The 18,846-nt window shown below is 73.6% G+C and carries 14 protein-coding genes and 1 riboswitch; of the genes, 5 read left to right on the top strand and 9 right to left on the bottom strand.

Annotated elements, in window-relative coordinates; genetic code table 11:
• Positions 1–29 precede the first annotated feature (29 nt).
• Positions 30–1,349: a histidinol dehydrogenase gene (gene hisD / locus AB0302_RS02775; RefSeq protein WP_366370467.1), complete on the top strand. Its 1,320-nt coding sequence runs from the start codon at positions 30–32 to the stop codon at positions 1,347–1,349.
• A gap of 13 nt (positions 1,350–1,362) precedes the next feature.
• On the top strand, positions 1,363–1,758 hold the full coding sequence (locus AB0302_RS02770; protein ID WP_319074504.1) for an RNA-binding S4 domain-containing protein: 396 nt from the start codon (positions 1,363–1,365) through the stop codon (positions 1,756–1,758).
• A 222-nt stretch (positions 1,759–1,980) separates the two neighbouring features.
• Here the strand turns inward: AB0302_RS02770 and AB0302_RS02765 are convergent, their stop codons facing one another.
• The 4 genes from AB0302_RS02765 to AB0302_RS02750 all read right to left on the bottom strand — a co-directional run bounded on the left by AB0302_RS02765 (position 1,981) and on the right by AB0302_RS02750 (position 6,830).
• Positions 1,981–2,676 (bottom strand): ATP-binding cassette domain-containing protein, encoded by a 696-nt coding sequence (locus AB0302_RS02765; RefSeq protein WP_366370466.1) that lies wholly within the window; start codon positions 2,674–2,676, stop codon positions 1,981–1,983.
• Positions 2,673–5,468 carry a hypothetical protein gene (locus tag AB0302_RS02760; protein WP_366370465.1) on the bottom strand — a complete coding sequence of 932 codons (2,796 nt, stop codon included), beginning with the start codon at positions 5,466–5,468 and terminating at the stop codon, positions 2,673–2,675. The genes AB0302_RS02765 and AB0302_RS02760 overlap by 4 nt, the downstream gene beginning before the upstream one ends.
• Positions 5,469–5,593: 125 nt before the next feature.
• Complete coding sequence (locus AB0302_RS02755) at positions 5,594–5,950, bottom strand: hypothetical protein (protein WP_229667278.1); 357 nt, start codon at positions 5,948–5,950, stop codon at positions 5,594–5,596.
• Between the two features lie 319 nt (positions 5,951–6,269).
• Positions 6,270–6,830, bottom strand: coding sequence for a hypothetical protein (locus AB0302_RS02750; RefSeq protein ID WP_366370464.1), 561 nt, complete (start codon positions 6,828–6,830; stop codon positions 6,270–6,272).
• A gap of 276 nt (positions 6,831–7,106) precedes the next feature.
• Positions 7,107–7,226, top strand: a riboswitch (SAM riboswitch).
• Between the two features lie 77 nt (positions 7,227–7,303).
• Here AB0302_RS02750 and AB0302_RS02745 point away from each other — a divergent pair.
• A complete protein-coding gene (locus AB0302_RS02745) occupies positions 7,304–7,855 on the top strand; it encodes a flavin reductase family protein (protein WP_319074500.1) in 552 nt (183 codons plus the stop codon).
• 290 nt (positions 7,856–8,145) lie between these two features.
• Complete coding sequence (locus AB0302_RS02740; RefSeq protein WP_248116229.1) at positions 8,146–8,349, top strand: cold-shock protein; 204 nt, start codon at positions 8,146–8,148, stop codon at positions 8,347–8,349.
• A 103-nt stretch (positions 8,350–8,452) separates the two neighbouring features.
• Here the strand turns inward: AB0302_RS02740 and AB0302_RS02735 are convergent, their stop codons facing one another.
• The 4 genes from AB0302_RS02735 to AB0302_RS02720 form a co-directional block, all read right to left on the bottom strand.
• Complete coding sequence (locus tag AB0302_RS02735; RefSeq protein WP_366370463.1) at positions 8,453–9,745, bottom strand: MFS transporter; 1,293 nt, start codon at positions 9,743–9,745, stop codon at positions 8,453–8,455.
• A 106-nt stretch (positions 9,746–9,851) separates the two neighbouring features.
• Positions 9,852–11,969, bottom strand: coding sequence for an FMN-binding glutamate synthase family protein (locus tag AB0302_RS02730; RefSeq protein ID WP_366370462.1), 2,118 nt, complete (start codon positions 11,967–11,969; stop codon positions 9,852–9,854).
• 103 nt (positions 11,970–12,072) lie between these two features.
• A complete protein-coding gene (locus tag AB0302_RS02725; protein WP_366370461.1) occupies positions 12,073–15,732 on the bottom strand; it encodes a bifunctional proline dehydrogenase/L-glutamate gamma-semialdehyde dehydrogenase in 3,660 nt (1,219 codons plus the stop codon).
• A 101-nt stretch (positions 15,733–15,833) separates the two neighbouring features.
• Positions 15,834–16,412 (bottom strand): acyl-CoA thioesterase, encoded by a 579-nt coding sequence (locus tag AB0302_RS02720; protein ID WP_248116221.1) that lies wholly within the window; start codon positions 16,410–16,412, stop codon positions 15,834–15,836.
• Positions 16,413–16,467: 55 nt separating this feature from the next.
• On the opposite strand from AB0302_RS02720, the gene AB0302_RS02715 reads away from it, so the two are divergent.
• Positions 16,468–17,541, top strand: coding sequence for an agmatine deiminase family protein (locus tag AB0302_RS02715; protein WP_366370460.1), 1,074 nt, complete (start codon positions 16,468–16,470; stop codon positions 17,539–17,541).
• Here AB0302_RS02715 and AB0302_RS02710 read toward each other — a convergent pair.
• A complete protein-coding gene (locus AB0302_RS02710) occupies positions 17,435–18,832 on the bottom strand; it encodes an AI-2E family transporter (protein ID WP_366370459.1) in 1,398 nt (465 codons plus the stop codon). The two genes, AB0302_RS02715 and AB0302_RS02710, sit on opposite strands and share 107 nt — an antisense overlap.
• Positions 18,833–18,846: the final 14 nt, after the last annotated feature.

Raw genomic sequence — 18,846 nt, 5'->3', positions numbered from 1 at the left:
GCCCACCTGCACCCCCTTGGAGGATCCCCGTGCTCTCCGTGACCGATCTCCGCGCCGTGGACACCGCCACGGCGGACCTGTCCAGCATCATCCCCCGCGCGGACGTGGACGTGGCCTCGATGGTCCCCGCGATCACGCCGATCATCGACGAGGTCCGCGAGCGCGGTGCCGCCGCCCTGCTGGACCTGGCCGAGCGCTTCGACGGCGTCCGCCCGGCGTCCCTGCGCGTGCCCGTCGAGGCGCTCGCGGAGGCGCTCGCGACGCTGGACCCCCGGGTCCGCGCCGCGCTCGAGGAGTCGATCCGCCGCGCCCGTCTCGTCCACGCCGCGCAGGTGCCCGCCGGATCCAGGGTGGAGCTGGGCGAGGGCGCCGTCGTCGAGAACCGCTGGGTGCCCGTGGGCCGCGTGGGCCTCTACGTGCCCGGCGGGCGCGCGGTGTACCCCTCCTCCGTGGTGATGAACGTGGTGCCCGCGCAGGCGGCCGGTGTGGGCGCGCTCGCCGTGACCTCGCCCCCGCAGCGGGAGCACGGCGGCCTGCCGCACCCCACCGTGCTGGCCGCGTGCGCGCTGCTGGGCGTGGACGAGGTCTACGCGGCCGGCGGCGCCCAGGCCGTGGCCATGCTCGCGCTCGGCGTCCGGGACGACGACGGCGACGGCTGGCTGTGCGCGCCCGTGGACCTGGTGACCGGGCCGGGCAACGTGTACGTGGCCGCGGCGAAGCGCGCCCTGCAGGGGACGATCGGCGTGGACGCCGAGGCCGGGCCGAGCGAGATCGCGGTGATCGCGGACGGCACGGCGCGGGCGGACTGGGTGGCCGCGGACCTGATCAGCCAGTCCGAGCACGATCCGCTGGCCGCGTCCGTGCTCATCACCGACTCCGAGGAGATCGTCCGGGACGTGCTGGCCGCCGTCGAGGCCCAGGTGCCCGGGTCGTTCCACGAGGAGCAGATCCGCACGGCGCTGACCGGCCCGCAGTCCGGGATCCTGCTGGTGCGGGACATGGAGCAGGCCCTCGAGGTCTCGGACCTCTACGCCACCGAGCACCTGGAGATCCAGACGCGGGACCCCGACGCCCTGGCGGAGCGCGTGCGCAACGCGGGCGCCGTGTTCGTGGGGCCGTACTCCCCCGTGCCGCTGGGCGACTACTCGGCCGGGTCCAACCACGTGCTGCCGACCTCCGGGACGGCCCGGTTCTCCTCCGGGCTGAGCACCGTGACGTTCCTGCGCTCGCAGCAGCTGATCCGCTACGAGGAGGCCGGGCTGCGGGGCGTGGCCGAGGGGATCGAGGCGCTCGCGGCCGACGAGGGCCTGCCCGCGCACGGCGCCGCCATCGCCCTGCGCTCCGAGTGAGCGGGGCAGCGGAATGAGCGGGCCTGCAGGCGGGGGGACCGTCCGGATCGACGCGTGGCTCTGGGCCGTGCGCCTCTACAAGACCCGCTCCGCCGCGACGGCGGCCGTGCGGGCCGGCCACGTCCGCGTGGACGGCGAGCCGGTGAAGGCGGCGGCGTCCGTCGTCGTCGGGAACCGGATCCGGGTGCGGCAGGACGGCCGCGAGCGGATCCTCGAGGTGACCGGCCTGATCTCCAAGCGCGTGGGCGCGCCGGTGGCGGTCAAGCAGTACGTGGACCACTCGCCGCCGCCCGTGCCGCGCGAGCTGCTGTCCATCCCCTACCGCGAGCGCGGCGCGGGTCGGCCCACCAAGCGGGACCGCCGGCAGCTGGACGCGCTGCGCGGGCGGGACGGGGCCGGGCGGGGCTGACCGCGGGGGCCCGGGCGCTCCCTCAGTCGTCCTTCCCCACGGCCTGGACGTGGGCGGAGGTGACCGGACGGGGTCCCTCCCTCTCGCTCGCGCAGGCCGACACCGTCAGGGCAGCGACGGCGAGGACCGCGGCGAGCGTGCTCGAGCGGGTGCAGGGGAGTGAGAGCGGAGGTGTGGTGATGGTGCGGGGTATGGAACGCTCCTCTGTCGATGCGATCGGGGTCAGTCCTCGCCGACGCGGACGGCCCGGTCGACGGCTGCGTGGACTAGAGGGTCGTGGCTGGCCACGAGTACAGCGGCCCCGGCCGCGGCGTGCTCGCGCAGCAGCGCGATGGCCTCACGGGCCGCAGAGCCGTCGAGGTGGCCGGTGGGCTCGTCGGCCACGATCAGGTGCGGCCGCTTGGAGAGGGCCCTGACCAGCGTCACCCGCTGGGCTTCGCCCCCGGACAGCCGGGAGGCGGGCGCGCCGAGCCGGTGCCCCAGTCCGAGTCGCTCGAGCTGGCCCCGGACCGTCTGCTGTGCCTCGGGCACAGACCCCGCGAGGCGCCCGCCGTGGATCCACACACCCGCGTTGTCGAGCGCGGAGAGCTCGCCGATGAGCTCGCAGGACTGGTCCACGTAGCCCAGGTGCACCCGCCGGTACCGCGCGAGATCCCCGGCCGAGAGGTCCGCGACCTCCCCGGCCAGCGATCCGTCGGGGCTGCGGTAGATGATCCGTCCGGACAGCGGGCGGGACAGCCCGGCCAGGTGGCGGATCAGGGAGGACTTCCCCGTGCCGGAGCGGCCCCAGAGTCCGACGACGTCGCCGGGCGCAAGGGTCAAGTCCAGGGACTCGACGAGCACGCGGGTGCCGCCGTCGGGATGGCGGTAGCCGACCTGGACGCGGTCGAGGGTGAGCACGGGCGCGATCACACTCATGCGGGCTGCCCCTTCCAGGCGCGGGCGAGCTGGGCTCGCCGGGTGAGCAGGGTGATGACGAGGGTGAGGAGCAGTGCGACGCCGGCCGCTCCCGCCACGAGGGGAAGGTCCGGGCGGGGGGTGAGCAGCGCCAGGACGACGCCGGCCACCACCGCGACCGCGATTGCTTCCACGGCCAGGGCGGGCACGTGGCGTCCCAGCAGCCGGGAACGGGTCCAGCCGGCGAGCAGGAGCACGGTGGCCTCCCCCCGGACGTCCGGGCCCTCCACCCGGTGCAGCTGCACCAGGAGGACCATCCCCACGACGGCGGCCAGCGCACCCAGCACCAGGCGGAACGGCAGGTCCTGGGCCACGGCGGCGCTGGCCAGCACGGAGACGCCGGCCTCGCGGCGGGCCTGCAGGACGACGGCCACGAGCAGGCCGGCACCGACTGCCACGGCCGCTCGGTATGCCGCGCCGGTGAGCAGCCGCGGCCACGTGCGCGCGGTCCACCGGGTCAGCAGCGCCGCCGGGGTGCGGGCCGGTCGGGCCGTGCCGACGCTCCCCTCCCGACCTGCCGACGCGGCGGGGCGGGCCGCGAGCACCGCCGCAAGCACCACGGCCCCGGCCAGCCCCGCCGTCGCCCCGAGGCCCACGGCCACCAACGGGGGCGCCACGCCGAGGCGCCTGGACATCGTGCCGACGACGGCGAGGGCGGCTGCCGCACCGACGAGCACCGTCAGTGTGGCGGCGTCCTCGCGGAGGTGGCGGGTCACGGTGGCGCTGCGTGTCCACCCATGGACCGCCAGCACACCCGCCCGGTGGCGCCGTGGCTGCAGCGCGGCGGCCACGCACAGCCCCGCCAGGGCGGTCAGCAGGACGACCACCGTCACCGTCTGCGAGGTCCCCGCGGTCCCGACGGCCGCGGAGACCCGCTGAGACGCGGCGAGCTCCGGGCCGAGCTGGCGCACGGTGCCGAGCGGCCCCGTCCGGGGATCACCCTCCGTGGAGTCGAACCGGTAGGACACCACCTGCATCTCGCGGGGCGCCAGGCTGGAGGCGGCCACGGTGACCGCTGCGAACCCGGCGGCCTCGAGGCGCTGGGCGACGGCGTCGATCGTCGCGAGGTTCTCCGGCGTCAGGTCCTCCCCCACACCGGCCACCCGGACGCGGACGGTGCTGAAGGGCCGCTCCAGTCCGAGTGCCCCCGCGGAGGCGGCGTCGACGTAGGCGGCGGGCATCTGGTTGGCGAGACCGAACCCGGTGGAGGCGGGCCGCAGCCGGACGTCCCGCGGAGTTCCGTCGGGGTCCGCTACCAGGGTGGTGGGCAGCTCGACATCCGTGAGCAGCGGGGCGATCCCCGCGAGTGCGGCGTCCGGCTCCGGCGTAAGGGTGCCCACGCTGACCAGCAGGGGCGCGTCCCCGGTTCCGAACCGTCGGCCATCGTCAGTGGCCGTGTAGTACGCGGACTCCCGGGACGTGGAGGCCGGCAGCGCCCGGGTGACCGCGACGTCGGGCCGGCCGGGGAGCGTGCCGGAGGCGGTCTCCACGGAGGCGGCCTCGGCCAGGGGCTCGTCCGCAGACGCCGGCCGGGTCAGGGTCCGCGTCTCCTGCACCAGGGACAGGCGGGGCGAGTCGTAGCTCAGGACCGGGTCCCGGCCCGTGGTCAACCCCGGCACGGGGACCACGGTGACCCCGAGCCCCAGGCCGCCGAACCGGCCTGAGACGTCGGAGGTGGAGACCTCGTCCTGCGTCGCTGTCCCGCCGGCGGGCAGCGCCCACACGGGCATCCCCACGATGCCGCGGGGCGCGGTGGGGTCCCGCGGATCCACCGGCGCCTGCTCGATGTCGAGCCGGGTGACCGGCTCCCGGTACGGGGCCGCGCGCACCTCGAGGGTCAGGGGCGCAGACCCGACGCTCGTGGCGAGCAGCGGGACGGCGGTGAGTGAGTCCACCGGCCGTCCGGCCGCATCCGCCAGGCTCTGGAGGTAGGCAGGGAGCCGATCCTTCGCCCTGACGAGCGCCTCAGTCTCCTCGGTTGCGGCGCCGGAGAGCCTGTCGACGACAGCCGGGAGGAAGCCGGCGGGCGAGGACTGCGCTAGTACGCGGAACGCGTCGGCGGCGGCGGGGTGCCCGCCGAGGGACAACAGCTGCGCCTCAGCCGCGGCGTCCACCACGATCATCCGATTGCCCTGCGGGTCGGGGTCCGCCCACGGGGCGGCCCAGTACGTGCCGGCCGGGACCTCACGCTGGGCGGGCGGAGGCGTCTGACCGCGGGGACCGACGGCAAGGGTGGGGAGCTCGACGTCCGTGCAGGGGCCTGGCTCGGGAGGGGCCGGATCGCAGAGGGCGGGATCGTCCAGCAGCGGACGGGCGTCCGCGATCGGCCCGTCGGAGAAGGAGCCGATCAGTGTGGCGTCCATGCCGAGCACGGGGCGCGGGCCGAGTCCGTCGTCCGTGCTCACCCGCGCGTCCAGGTCGAACGCGTGGGGACCCTCCACGCTGCCGTCCGCGGGGTAGCCGATCATGACGGCGTCCTGGTTGGCCACGCTGCGCACGCCGACGTCGCCGAGCGGGGCGGCCACCTCGACACCGGGCACCGCCCGGATGCGGTCGAGATCGGCCGGGCTGAGGCGCTCGGCTGAGCTCGTCCAGGCGGCCGTGTCCAGCGGGGCCATGAGGGCTGCCGCGCTCTGTGCGGCCGCGGGTGCGGACACGATCAGGTCATAGGACCCGCGCCAGCTGCTGTCGACGAGGGCCTTGAGCCGCTGTGTGGCCTGGGCCTGGACACCAAGGCCCAGGACCAGGGCCACAGCGAGCGCCCCGGCCACCAAGCGCAGCAACCGCACGGCGGGGAAGGAGGGCCAGGCTGGTCCTACACGGCGAGAACCCTCACCAGTGCTCGTCTGGACTCGCGAGCTCTGGGGCGGTCGGGACGTCATTCGGAGGGAACCGTCAACGCCACCCGGTAGGGCTCGTCATTGTCCACGGTGACCGTGAAGGTCACTGGCCCGGCCTGTTCTATGGGAGGCGTCGCTGCGGACCACCCGCCGCACAGGGCCTCCGATCCGGCCATCCACGTTTTCTCATCGCCATCGCCACTCGAGACGTGGATGTCCGTCTTGCCAGTCGCATCGGAGGGGCAGAGCAGGACGACCCGAAGGACCGCGCCCTTCTGGGCATCCACCGTGATCTCCTGGGTGCCCCGACCGACCCTCTCCTCCAGGACGGACTCCTGCTCCACATCGATGTAGTCGGAGTCCGGATTCTGACGTGCGTACTCCTCAAGGGTCATGCCCCCCTCCTCGAACAGAGCCGCGGGGAGAGCCTCTGCCGCGTTCGGGGCCTGGGCCCCGGCATCGGACGAGCCGCTCGTGGCGGCTGACTCCGAAGGGGTCGCACTGGCGACAGCCGTGGAAGTGCCCGAGGGGGTCGGAGTGTCGGACTGAGAGGCGGAGCACCCGGAGATCGTCGTGCCGACGAGCACAGCGGCGGCGAGGGCGGCCAAGCGACGTGAAGGAGACAAAGGGAACATGACATGCCTATCCGTAGGGGGGGAATAGGGGGGGTGCAGCGTCAGGCGCCCTGCGCCCGACGCTGCACCGCTCACCGCATCAGAGCTTGAAGTGCTGGAAGTAGAACTGCTGCCACGGGGTGTAGAACGAGCCGCTGCGCAGCGTGACCACGTCGCAGCTGCGGTTCAGCATCTGACGCTTCCATGTTCCCTGTGCCTGTTTGGCGCCGATGGCGAGCTTTCCACCGTTCGTGTAGGTGCTGGGCACGGTCCAAGCACCGCTGACGGTATTCGTAGACGAGTAGCTGACTCCCACACGGGTCCCGACCTTGGCGGAGACGCCAGCGACAATGGCGCTCACATCGCCAGAGAGTTCGCCTGTGATGTCGCCACTGACACCGAACGTGCGCCCGGTGGCGATAGTGAGCCTGACTCCGGGAGCCCCGGACACTGACGAGTAGGCGGAGTACGACTGCTTGAACTTGTTCGATGTCACGGTGGTGCTTGTCCAGTACTCCTCGGCACAGTACGCGTCCGGGGTAGCAGTCTCCCCTCCCACGGGCGCGGTCGCAGCCCCCGCTACGGGAGCCACCGCTAGCGACGGCGCCATCACCGCACCGGTGGACGCCGCCATGATCCTCATCTTCATGTCCATCCGCATGATCCGATTCCTTCCAAAGAACCGCCTGCGGGGGCCGCGGGTCGCGGTCTCGAGCTCCCCCCCTCTCGAATGACTGAATCCTGACTGCGGCCAGGAGCATGTGTCAAGCATCACATTTCTATGCTTCGCTCCACCCCAGCTCAGGTCGCGAACAAGCTTCTCTGCGCCGCCCCCTCAGCCTCCCGGCGATCGACGCACCCTCCGTGACCCCGCGCGTCGCCCGCCCCCCGGGCCGCTTTGACCATCCCTCGGACCCCTCCGTAGGCTGATCCCCAGAATCACGAGTCCCCGTCATCACGGCCCTGGCCGGCGGGGCGGCAACCCTCTCACGCAGTAGTGGGGTGCTCCAGGTGAGGATTCGGCCCGGCGGAGGACCCCGACGGGCAAGTACTCGCGTCTCCGCGGATCACGCCGATCCGCTCAGGTGAACCGCCCTTCGCGGAGCCGCGTCCGTCACGAAGAGGACCCGCGCCATGACCTTGACCCTGACCGACCACCACGCCCCTTGCCGGCCTGCCGGCGCCCACCCCGCCTGGCAGGCCGACGTCTCCCGCGACCGCCTGCGCCCCGGCCTGGCGGCGTTCCCGACCGGCGTCGTCGCCGTCGCCGGCCTCGTGGACGGGCACCCCGAGGTGATGGTCTCCTCCTCCTTCAGCGTGGGCGTCTCGTGGGAGCCGGCGCTCGTCTCCTTCTCCGCGCAGCTGACCTCGCGCACGTGGCCCCGACTGCGCCGGGCCGAGTCGATCGGCGTGTCGCTGCTCGCGGAGGACCAGGCGCACCTGTGCGGGCAGCTGGCCTCCCGCACCGGGGACCGCCTCGCGGGGATCGACGTGCACGTCAGCCCGAACGGCGCGCTCCTGCTCGAGGGGTCCTCCCTGTGGCTCGAGACACGCCTGCACACCGAGGTGCCCGCCGGGGATCATGTCGTCGCCCTGCTGGAGGTCTCCGGCTTCGCGGACCACACGGACGCCCGCCCGCCCGCGGCGCTGCATCGCAACCTCTTCCACGGGCTCACCGCGCTCTGAGGAGCGCCCCGGAGCCGGGATCCGCACGGACTGGAACGGCCCCAGATTGCGCTCACAGGCGAACATCCGATGAACATCGACCCCGTGGTCGCCAGGCGGTCGAATCCGTGGCAGTATGAACCTTGAAGTTGATCCAAGCTGTATCCCGTAACATCACTGCTTGTCAGTCCCGGCCCCGGTCGGAACGATGAGTGTGGGCACGCGGTTCAGTTCTGCCGCTTCACCCGGAGGCCACAGTGGCCACCGGTTCCCACATCGCCCCTCCGGGGGCACATCGAAAGGACACCATCATGGCTGTCGGTACCGTCAAGTGGTTCAACGCTGAAAAGGGCTTCGGCTTCATCGCTCCCGAGGATCAGTCCGCGGACGTCTTCGTGCACTTCTCCGCCATCACCGGCTCGGGCTTCAAGGAGCTCCAGGAGAACGACCGCGTCGAGTTCGAGACCCAGCAGGGCCCCAAGGGCCTGCAGGCCGCGAACGTGACCAAGATCTGATCTTCCTCCTCTGAGGATTCCGTCCCCGGCGCCTGAGGCGCTGACGGACGATCACCGAAGGCCCCGATCCCCACGGATCGGGGCCTTCGTCGTGCGCCACGGCTCACGCGCCGGACCGGCCCCGATCCACACGGCGCCGCAGCAGCCACGTGACCCCGAGTCCCAGCAGGTACGCCCCGCCCACCGCGAGCAGGCCGAGGCGGAAGTCCCCGGTGTGGTCGCGGAGCAGGCCCATCACGAGCGGTCCGCACGCGAAGCCGGCATACATGCCCATGGCGTTCGTCCCCGAGGCATCGCCGAGCTGCCCGGCCGGGACGCCGTCCATGATCCCGGCGTTGATCACCACGTTCGCACCCAGCACGGTGAGCCCGTGCAGCACGGCGGCCGCCCACAGGAGGGCCGGCGCGTGGCTCACGTCGGCGGCCAGGAGGGCGGCCACCACCAGCAGCGAGCCGGCGCAGATCGCCGCGAGCAGGGTGGTGGGCCGATGCCCGGCGGCCATGCGGCGGCCCCACCAGATGCGGGAGAAGACCCCGATCACCCCGGAGACGGCGGCGGCCGCCCCGCCGACGACGAGGGACTGGCCGAGCGTCTCCACCGCGAACAGCGGCAGGTACGCGTTCACGGCCTGCATGCCGAGGCCCGTGAGGAACGCGATCGCCGCGAAGAACCACACGCTCGCCGGCAGCCGCTCACGCCCACCGCGTCGGCCGGTCGTCGGCGCTCCGGCACCCGCGGGACCCTCAGCGGCCCGCGGCGCGCCGTCGTCGTGCCGGATGTGCGCCGCGGCCGCGGAAGAGCCCGCCGGGAGCGGCGGCACCGTGGCCCACGCGACGACGCCCAGCACGCCCGCCACGAGCGCCGCCCCCAGCGCGGCGCCCGTCCAGCCGAGGGCCAGTGCCGCGGCGGGGAAGAACAGGCCGCCGAAGAGCTGCGCGAGCTGCACGCCGGACTGCTTCACCCCGATCCACCCGATGCGCCGCTCAGGCGGGGCGACCTCGCGGATGATGCGGTTCGTCGTCGGGTTCGAGATCGCCTGGGTGACCCCGGCGAGCGCCGCCGCCGCGTAGAGCGCGAAGAGCGTGGTGGAGAACGCGCCCACCACGAGCGCCAGGGCCGCACCGCCGAAGATGATGCCCATCTGTGCGCGCGAGGAGAGGCTGTCCGCGAGGCGTCCCAGCCACACGGACGTGACCGCGGCGGCGCCGAACACCACGGTGAGCACGGTGCCGAGCTGGCCGGAGGTGACGCCCAGGCGCTCGATCACCAGCGCGGAGGAGCTGGCCACCCCGTAGTTGAACAGCGGGCCGGCGGCCATGGCGGCGAGCAGCACCGTCAGCAGCAGGACGTCCCCGGGGCGGCCGGGCTGGCGGGCGGGTACGGAGGGCGGGGTCACGGCCCCAGGGTATGCCCCCTCCTGCGACGAGCCCTGCGCTGCTGCTCCTGTCCGGGGCGGACAGGGGCAGCAGCGCAGGGCTCGTCGAGGGGGACGGCGGGTCGGGTCAGACGACGCGGCCCTCGCCGCGCGGCTCATCCTCGACGCGACCGGTGGTGTCGCCGTCGGAGACCTCTTCGCCGTCCTGGCGCTCGGGGCGTGCCCCGGCCTCGGGCGGCAGCTCGCTCGCGTCGTCCGCATGGCCGCGGCGCGGGGACTGGTCGGACCAGTCGGCGTCGGTCTTGGCGGCCGCCGCCGAGTCCCCGGACGGGCCCGGGACGGGGCTGGCGGAGGCGTCGTCGTCCTTGCCGAGGCCCACGGCCTGGGCCAGGCGGCCCACCGTGCGCCCGTAGAGGGTCTCGCCCTCCTTGAGGGAGGCGACGCTGGGCATGGGGGAGGTGCTCAGCGAGACCCCGTTCGCATCCCGCGGCTCGACGGCGATCCGGTCCTTCGTGGCGAGGGATGAGCCGGCGCGGGACAGGGCCGAGGGCGCCTGGCCCTGCTCGCCGTCGCGGCCCGGGGCGGCCAGCTCGGAGCGCCACTCGGGGTTGCGGTCCGTGAGGTAGTCGATGCGGGCGTGCTCACCGAAGTGGTCGGCGTCCGCCTCCTCCCAGTCGAGGTCCCAGCCGGCTGGCGGGTCGTTGAGCAGCTCGTCCGTGCGCAGCCAGTGGTAGATGGACGCGTAGGAACGGGTGCTCAGGTGGTCCACGCGGCGGCGCATCATGCGGGTGTTCAGCTGAGACGGGTGGGAGACGCCCATGGACGCCATGATCTGCACCGCCTCGCGGACGGTGAGGCGGTGGTAGTTGAACACGCGGTTCGACTTGTCCTCCACGTCGACGGCGCGGGCCAGGCGCGGGTCCTGCGTGGCGACGCCCACCGGGCACTCGTTCGTGTGGCACTTCTGCGCCTGGATGCAGCCGGTGGCCATCATCATGGCGCGCGCGGACATGGTGAAGTCGGCGCCCTGGATCAGGCGCTTGACGATGTCCGAGCCGGTGGCCACCTTGCCGGCGGCGCCGAGCTTGATCATGTGGCGCAGGCCGGTGCCCACCAGGGCGTTGTGCACGAGCATGAGCCCCTCGGTGAGCGGGGTGCCCACGCGGTCCGAGTACTCCAGCGGGGCGGCGCCGGTTCCTCCCTCGGAGCCGTCCACGATGATGAAGTCCGGAGCGATGCGCTCCTCCCACATGGCCTTGCACATGGCGAGCACGTCCACGCGGGAGCCCACGCAGAACTTGATGCCGATCGGCTTGCCGCCCGAGAGCTCGCGCAGCCGCCCGATGAAGCGGACCATCTCGCGGGGGGTGCGGAACGCGGAGTGCGAGGCCGGGGACAGGCAGTCGCGGTCCATGGGGATCTCGCGGGCCTCGGCGATCTCCTTGGAGATCTTCTCCTTGGGCAGCATGCCGCCCAGACCGGGCTTGGCGCCCTGCGAGAGCTTGACGGTGATGCCCTTGACCTCGGGGAGCACGGCCTTGGCGGCGAAGCGCTCAGCGCTGAACGTGCCGTCCTCGTTGCGGCAGCCGAAGTAGCCGGAGCCGATCTCCCAGAACAGGTCCGCGCCGTTGCCGCGGTGGTACTTGGTGAGGCCGCCCTCGCCGGTCTCGTGGATGAAGCCGCCCATGCCGGCGCCCTTGTTCATGGCCACCACCGCGTTGGCGGAGAGCGAGCCGAAGGACATCGAGGAGATGTTCATCAGCGAGATGTCCGCGGGCTGCGTGCAGTCCGGGCCGCCGATGCGCACCGTGGGGGGCTCCTCCGGCGCGTTCACGGGCGCGGAGGAGTGGAGGAGGAACTCGTAGCCGATCTCCGAGGTGTCCCGCTCGGTGCCGAACGCCTTGTGCGCGTCCAGGCCCTTGGCGCGGGCGTACACGAGGGAGCGGGTGTCGCGGTCGAAGGGCTTGCCGTCGAAGTTGCGCTCGATGAAGTACTGCTGGATCTCGGGTCGGATGGACTCGAGCAGGTACCGCATGCGCCCGATGACCGGGTAGTTGCGGAGGATGGCGTGGCGCTTCTGCGTCACGTCGTAGATGGCCAGGATCAGGAGCGCGATCATGATCGCGGCCAACACCCACCAGGCGCCATTGCCGATGACTGCGACCAGGACCAGGACCGCGGCGCCGAGCGAGAGTGCGGCGACGATCAGAAGTCTGTTGTTCACCCGACCAATGGTGCCCCACATCCCACGGTTCCGACACCCGCCCCGCCGGGATCCGACGCGGTGTCCCGGGCCTCTGCCGGACCTCGGCCCCGCCCCTCACCGGGACGGGGCCGACGCCGAGCCGTCAGAGCACCTCGTCCGTGAGGTGATCGGGGGTGCCGAAGCGGTGCGCGGTGACGGAGACGGCCTGCTCGTGGAGGAAGGGCAGCAGCTCCACCTCGCCCGCCGAGACCACGGGACCGGCGTAGACCGCCACGTCCGGGGAGTCACCGAGCGCCTCGTTCAGCGCGGCGCGGGCGGCGACGGCGCCGTCGCGGTCGCCCGTCCAGTCCGCGATGAGGCGGATGCGGGCGTCCCCGCCGCCCTCCGCGGTGGCCGGCACCTCGGCCATCCGCCGAGCGCGCTCGTGGAACGCGGCGGCGTCCTCCACGACGACGGCCACGGGCGTGACGCCGCCGTCGGCGTGGTCCTTGCGGACGGAGCGGGCGAGCTCCTCCACCTGGCCGCGGACGGCGGCGGCCGAGAGGTCGGCGGCGCTGCCGGGCTCGGTGGAGGGCACGTGGTTCAGGCTCACGGTCAGCGGCGCTCCGGCACGCAGGCCCGCCGACACCACGCGGAGGAGGTGCTCCGCCGGGCCGGACGCCCAGCGCACCAGCACGGGGGTGGGCACATGGCGCAGCACGTTGCGCTCGGCGGCGAGGGCGGAGATGTCCCGGTCGGCGCCGAACACGGTGGTCCAGGCCTTCTCGTCCAGCTTCCGCGCGGTCTGCAGCCACGAGGGGTCCACGCCGCCCGCGGTGCCCTCGGCGGTCTCCGTCGAGGAGGACTCGGGGCTCGTGAGCCACGTGGGCACGTCCTCCCAGTCCACCAGGCCGTGCAGGTAGTGCGGGCCGCCCGCCTTGGTGGTGGGCCCGACGACGGAGCGCTTCCAGCCGCCGAACGGCTGGCGGCGCACGATGGCGCCCGTGATGCCGCGGTTGACGTAGAGGTTGCCCGCCTGGATGTGCTTGAGCCAGTAGTCGATCTCCTCCGGGTCCAGCGAGTGCAGGCCGGAGGTGAGGCCGAAGTCCACCGCGTTGGCGAGCTCGACGGCCTCCTCGAGGGTGGCGGCCGTCATCACGGAGAGCACGGGGCCGAAGTACTCGGTGAGGTGCGCGTCCGCGCCGGGGCGCACGTTCGCGCGCACGCCGGGGCTGAAGAGCCGGCCCGTGTCGTCGAGGGAGCGCGGCTCGAGCGCCCAGGACTCCCCCTCGCCGAGCTCGGTGAGGCCGCGGCGCAGCTTCTCGCCGGGTTCCTCGATCACGGGGCCCATCTGCGCGCGGGGGTCGTCCGGGTGCGCCACGTGGATGGACGAGGCGGCGTCCAGCAGCTGGCGGCGGAAGCGCTCGGATGAGCCCACGGAGCCCACCAGGATCACGAGCGAGGCGGCGGAGCACTTCTGCCCGGCGTGGCCGAACGCGGAGGTGACCACGTCGCGGGTGGCGAGGTCCAGGTCCGCGGAGGGCGTGACGATCAGCGCGTTCTTGCCGGAGGTCTCGGCCAGCAGGTGCAGGTCCGGGCGCATGCCCTTGAACAGCGTGGCGGTCTCGTAGCCGCCGGTGAGGATGAGGCGCTCGACGGCGGGGTCCGTCACCAGCGCGGTGCCCACCTCCTCCTCGTCCTCGTCGGCCATCGTCACGAGCCGCACCAGGTCGGCCGGGTCGACGCCGGCGAGCGCGCCGTCGCCCTCGAACAGGCCGGAGTCCCGCAGGCCCTGCACGATGAGCTCCCACGCCACGGCGCCCGTGCGCTCGGACTGCGGGGCGGGCTTGAACACCACGGGCGAGCCGGCGCCGAGCGCCGCGAGGACGCCGCCCACGGGGATGGCCACGGGGAAGTTCCACGGCGGGATCACGAGCGTCAGGCGCACGGGCACGGCGCGCGCGCCCTCCACCTCGTCCAGGCCGCGGGCCAGGCGTGCGTAGTAGTGGGCGAAGTCCACAGCCTCGGAGACCTCGGGGTCGCCCTGGTCCAGGGTCTTGCCGGTCTCGGACGCGGCCACCTCGAGCAGGCGGGCGCGGCCGGCGTGCAGGGCCCGCCCGACGGCGTCGAGGGCGTCCGCGCGCTGGTGGCCGGTCAGTGCGCCCCAGCGGGCGCCGGGCTCCTCGGTCGCGGCGATCGCGGCGCGGGCCTGCTCGGCGCTCGTGGCGGCGTGCTCCCGGGCCGTGTCCGTGCCCAGGGTGGAGCGCGGGATCGCCTCGAGGATCTGCCGGGCCCACGCGCGGTTGCCGGGCAGGGAGGGGTCGGTGTCCGGGGTGTTGGCGAAGCCGTCCACGGGGGCAGGGGTCTCCCCGTCCACGCCGCGCGAGCGGTCCTGGCCGCGGGCCGGGCGGGGCACGGCGGTGTCCAGCCGGCGCAGGGAGGCGAGGAAGCGCTCGCGCTCCCGGTCAAAGAGCGCCGGGTCCGCGTCCAGGTCGAAGACGGCGGACATGAAGTTCTCGTGGGAGGCCCCCTCTTCGAGACGGCGCACCAGGTAGGAGATCGCCACGTCGAACTCGGAGGGCTTCACCACGGGGGTGTAGAGCAGCAGCGAGCCGACGCTCCTCTTCACGGCGGCGGCCTGGCCGGTGGCCATGCCGAGCAGCATCTCGAACTCCACCGCGTCCTTCGGCAGCCCGCGGCGCTCCATGAGGCGGTGGGCCAGCGCGACGTCGAAGAGGTTGTGGCCTGCCACGCCGATGCGCACGTTTGCGAGGTGCTCGGGGGTGAACGCGAAGTTGAGCACGCGCTTGTAGTTGGTGTCCGCCTCCTGCTTGGAGGCGACGGTGGCCAGCGGCCAGCCCATGAGGGAGGCCTGCATCTGCTCCATGGGCAGGTTCGCGCCCTTGACCACGCGCACCTTGATCGGCGCCCCGCCGCTGGCGACGCGACGCGCGGACCACTCCTGCAGGCGGATCATGGCGCCCAGGGCGTCCGGCAGGTAGGCCTGCAGCACGATCCCCGCCTCGTAGTCGCGCAGCTGCGGCTTCTCCAGGAGGCCCATGAACACGTCGAGCGTCAGGTCGAGGTCGTGGTACTCCTCCATGTCCAGGTTGACGAAGGTGCGCTTCTCGCGCGCCAGCTCGTAGAGCGGCGTGAGGCGGGCGGTGATGTCCTCCACGGCCTCGTCGTACGCGTAGGGCGCGTGCGGGGCGGTGGCCGCGGAGACCTTCACGGACACGTAGTCCACGTCGTCGCGGCGGATGAGCTCGGCGATGCCCTCGAGCCGGCGGTCGGCCTCGCCCTCGCCGAGGATGGCCTCGCCGAGGAGGTTGATGTTCAGGCGCGTGTCCTCGTCGCGCAGCGTCTCGAGGGCCTTGCCCAGCTGCTTGTCACGGGCGTCCACGATCAGGTGGGAGACCATCTGGCGCAGCACGCGGCGTGCCACCGGCACGGCGATGCGCGGCACCAGCGGGGCGGCGCGGCCGCCGACGTCGAAGACGGCGCGCAGGGCCGGCGGCAGGAAGCCCGGGCGCTGCTGGGCGAGCTCGCGCAGCGCGCGGGCCGCGATGGCGGGGTCCTCGGGGCGGATCACGTGGTCCACGAAGCGCACGATGAAGTCCAGGCCGCCCGGCTCCTTGAGCGCCGCGGCCAGCTGCTGGGCGGCGAAGTCGGCCTCGTGGCCGCGCGCGTCCTCGAGCCAGGCGCGCACCTGCTCGACCGCCTCGTCGGCGAGGTCCTGCAGGTCGGCGGGGTCGGGGATGCCGCCCGTCGCCTCGAGGAGTGCATCGGTCTCGTGCGGGGCGGCGGCGCGGCTCTCTTCCATGCCTCCACCCTGTCTGTCCGGGGGGCTCCGGCGCAAACGCGGGGACGCCGGGTGACCCGGGCCCCGGAGGCGGGCCCGAGGCGGCAGGCGCGGCCGCGGGCTCAGCGGTGGTCCGCGCCGGCCCGCCAGGCGTGGGGCAGGGGGGTGCGCGCGGAGGGCAGCGCGACGTCGGCACGCCAGCCGTGGAGCCACTCGGGAACCGTGGGCTCGGCGCTCAGGTCGTGGCCCGCCTCGGCGAGGGCGGCGCGGACGACGTCGTTGGTCACCGGCGTGCCGTCCTTCGCGCGCAGGCGCGTGCAGATGAAGGCGCGCACCGCCACGTCCCCGTCCACGACGACGCGCTGCTCGAACCACACGGCCCGCTCGTCCAGGCCGATGCACTTCGTCTCGATGCTGAAGGCCTGGCCCAGCGTCACGGAGCGGCGGAAGGCGACCTGCTCGGCCTGGACCACGGGCGTCCATCCCCGGCGCTGGAATGCGCTCATGACGCCGGCGCGGGCCATGAGGTCGAAGCGGCCGAGGTCGAAGAGGCCGAAGTACTGGCCGTTGTTGATGTGCCACGCGATGTCCACGTCCGTGGGCAGGGCGCGCAGGGGCAGCGAGGCCGCGTCCCACACTCCGAGGCGGGGGCGGCGGCGGGCCCGGGCGAGGACCCAGAGGGTGCGCAGGAGCAGGTGCATGGGCACACCCTATGCTCGGTGGGGACCGCATCCCACCCCCAGGAGACGCCCCGGCATGGCCCAGCACCCCGACGCCCTCGATCGGCCGGAGCGCGTCTGGCTCGCCCTGCCGCCCCGCCACCCCTCGGCCGCGCTGCTGGAGGAGACCCGCGACGCGATCGCCGGGCTCGCGGAGACCCTCACCGAGGCGGCCGACGTCGCCGTCCTCGTGGACCCCGAGGACCGTGCGGCGGCCGCGCGCCTGCTCCCCGGCGCGGTCGAGCAGCTCCCGGTCCCCCTCGACACCCCCCTGGTCGGCCGCACCGGCCCCACGTTCCTGCCCGCCGGCGAGGCCGTGCACTGGCGCCTGGACCCGCGCTCCCGGCACCCCGACGTCGGCGTGCACCGCGACGCCGCGGTGGGCGGCGCGATCGCCCGCGCCGCCGGGCTCCCCGTGCGCACCCCGCTGCTGGCCGCCTCCCGCGACTCGTGGGTGACGGACGGGGCGGGCACCGCCGTGGTCGACGCCGGCGCCGTGCTGGCCCCGGAGGTCAACCCGGGCTGGAGCGCCGCCCAGGCGGAGGCCGAGCTCACGGGCCTGCTGGGCGTCACGCGCGTGGTCTGGACCGCCCTGCCCCGGCGTCCGGGGAGCGGGCCTTTCGGCGGACCGGGCCACCTCGGCGGCTGGATGCGCTTCGTCGAGCCGGGGCGGCTGGCGGTGCACTGGCGTGCCGACCGGTTCCACCCCGAGCACGCGGTCGGCGCGGCCGCGCTGCGCGGACTCGAGGGCACGCCGGACGCGGCAGGCCGTGCGCTGCGCGTGCGCACCGTGCCCGGGGGCGCGCTGCCCGAGGCCTACGACCCCGCCGAGCAGGGGGTGCGCTCGCTCGTGGACGCCGTCCCGATGGGCGGGCACGTGCTGCGGCCGGCGTTCGAGGACGCGCCGACGGAGGAGGCGGCCACGGCGCTCACGGCCGAGCTGCACCCGGGACGGCGTCAGCTGCGCTTCCCGGCGCCTCCCCTGCTGCGCCTGGCCGGCTCCCTCACCGACCTGGTGCTGGTGCAGCCCCGTCCGCAGGACCGGCCACGGGATCCGGGGCCGGACTCAGCGGCGGCCCCGCATCCTCCGGCCGCTCCCCCACGCCGCTGACCCCGGCGGGGCGCTGCCCCCGCTTGGCGCGCCGGGCCTCCGCGGGGCTCAGGCCCACGCTCACCCCGCGCGCCTCCTCGCGCGTGTGGCTGCCCTCCTCCGCGGAGGAGCCGCCGCGCAGCCGGGCCAGAAGGGTGGACTGCCTCCGCTCCATGCCCTTCAGGTCCGAGGCGATCAGCGAGTTGATCCACCGTGCGTTCGGATCGGCGTCGATCAGGATGGCCTTGGCCAGCAGGGTGCAGGGGAGCGCGAGGATCGCACCGAGCGGGCCGAGGACCCACGCCCAGAACAGCAGGGAGAGGAAGCTGACGGTGGGGATCACGCCGATCGCGTCCCCGGCCACCTTGGGCTGGATGATGGACTGCAGCACGAAGTTGAGCACCGAGTAGCTGATGACGACGCCGAGGAAGGCGGGCCAGCCGCCCTCCGCGAGGCCCAGGATGGCCGGCGGGATCAGGCCGATGATGAAGCCGATGTTGGGCACGTAGTTGGTGAGGAAGCTCAGCACGCCCCACACGAGGGCCATCGGCACGCCGATCACCAGGAGCGCCACGACGTCCAGGACGGCCACGATCAGCCCGAACACGGTGGTCACCACCCAGTACCGGCGCACGCCGCCCGCGAAGTCCATGAGCGCCTGGCCGAACTCCCGGCGGGCCGAGCTCAGCAGCTGGACGCGGCGCTCCACGGCCATGGAGTCCATGGCCAGGAAGAACATCCCCATGACCACGGTGATCAGCAGGCCCACCACCGCGTAGACGTTGGACGCGATGGCGGTCAGGGCGGTGACGGCGGCGCCCGTGACCTGCTTGATGTCCACGGCCTGCAGCTGCGCGTTCACCATGTCCGGGGTGAGCCCCTGGGAGGACAGCCACGCCGAGACGTCCTGCATGATCGCCTGGAACCGCCCCGCGTACTCGGGCAGGGAGCTCACCAGCTCGAGCCCGGACCAGAAGATCAGCCCCACGAACACGGCCAGCACGGTGACCACGAGGAGCACCGTGGCCGTGGCCCCGAGGACGGGGTGCACGCCGCGCTCGATCAGCCAGCGCTGCAGGGGGTAGGCCACGATCACGAGGTTCAGCCCGAGGAAGACGGGCGCGATGATGGAGGAGATGCCCTGCAGGAACTGCACGAGCACCACGAGGCCCGCGAGCGTCAGCACGATCACGAGCATGCGCGGCCACATCCGGTGCGGCCTGCGGATGTCCCAGTCGGAGGCCGGCGTCGCCGGGGCGACCTGGGGGGCGGGGGCGGGTCCGGCCGGCGCGGCCTCGTCGGGGGTGCTCACGCGTGCAGTCTAAG

It is taken from the genome of Micrococcus sp. NPDC078436 (assembly GCF_040702705.1).
Classification (GTDB): domain Bacteria; phylum Actinomycetota; class Actinomycetes; order Actinomycetales; family Micrococcaceae; genus Micrococcus.
This window is presented reverse-complemented; position numbering and strand designations above follow the sequence as displayed.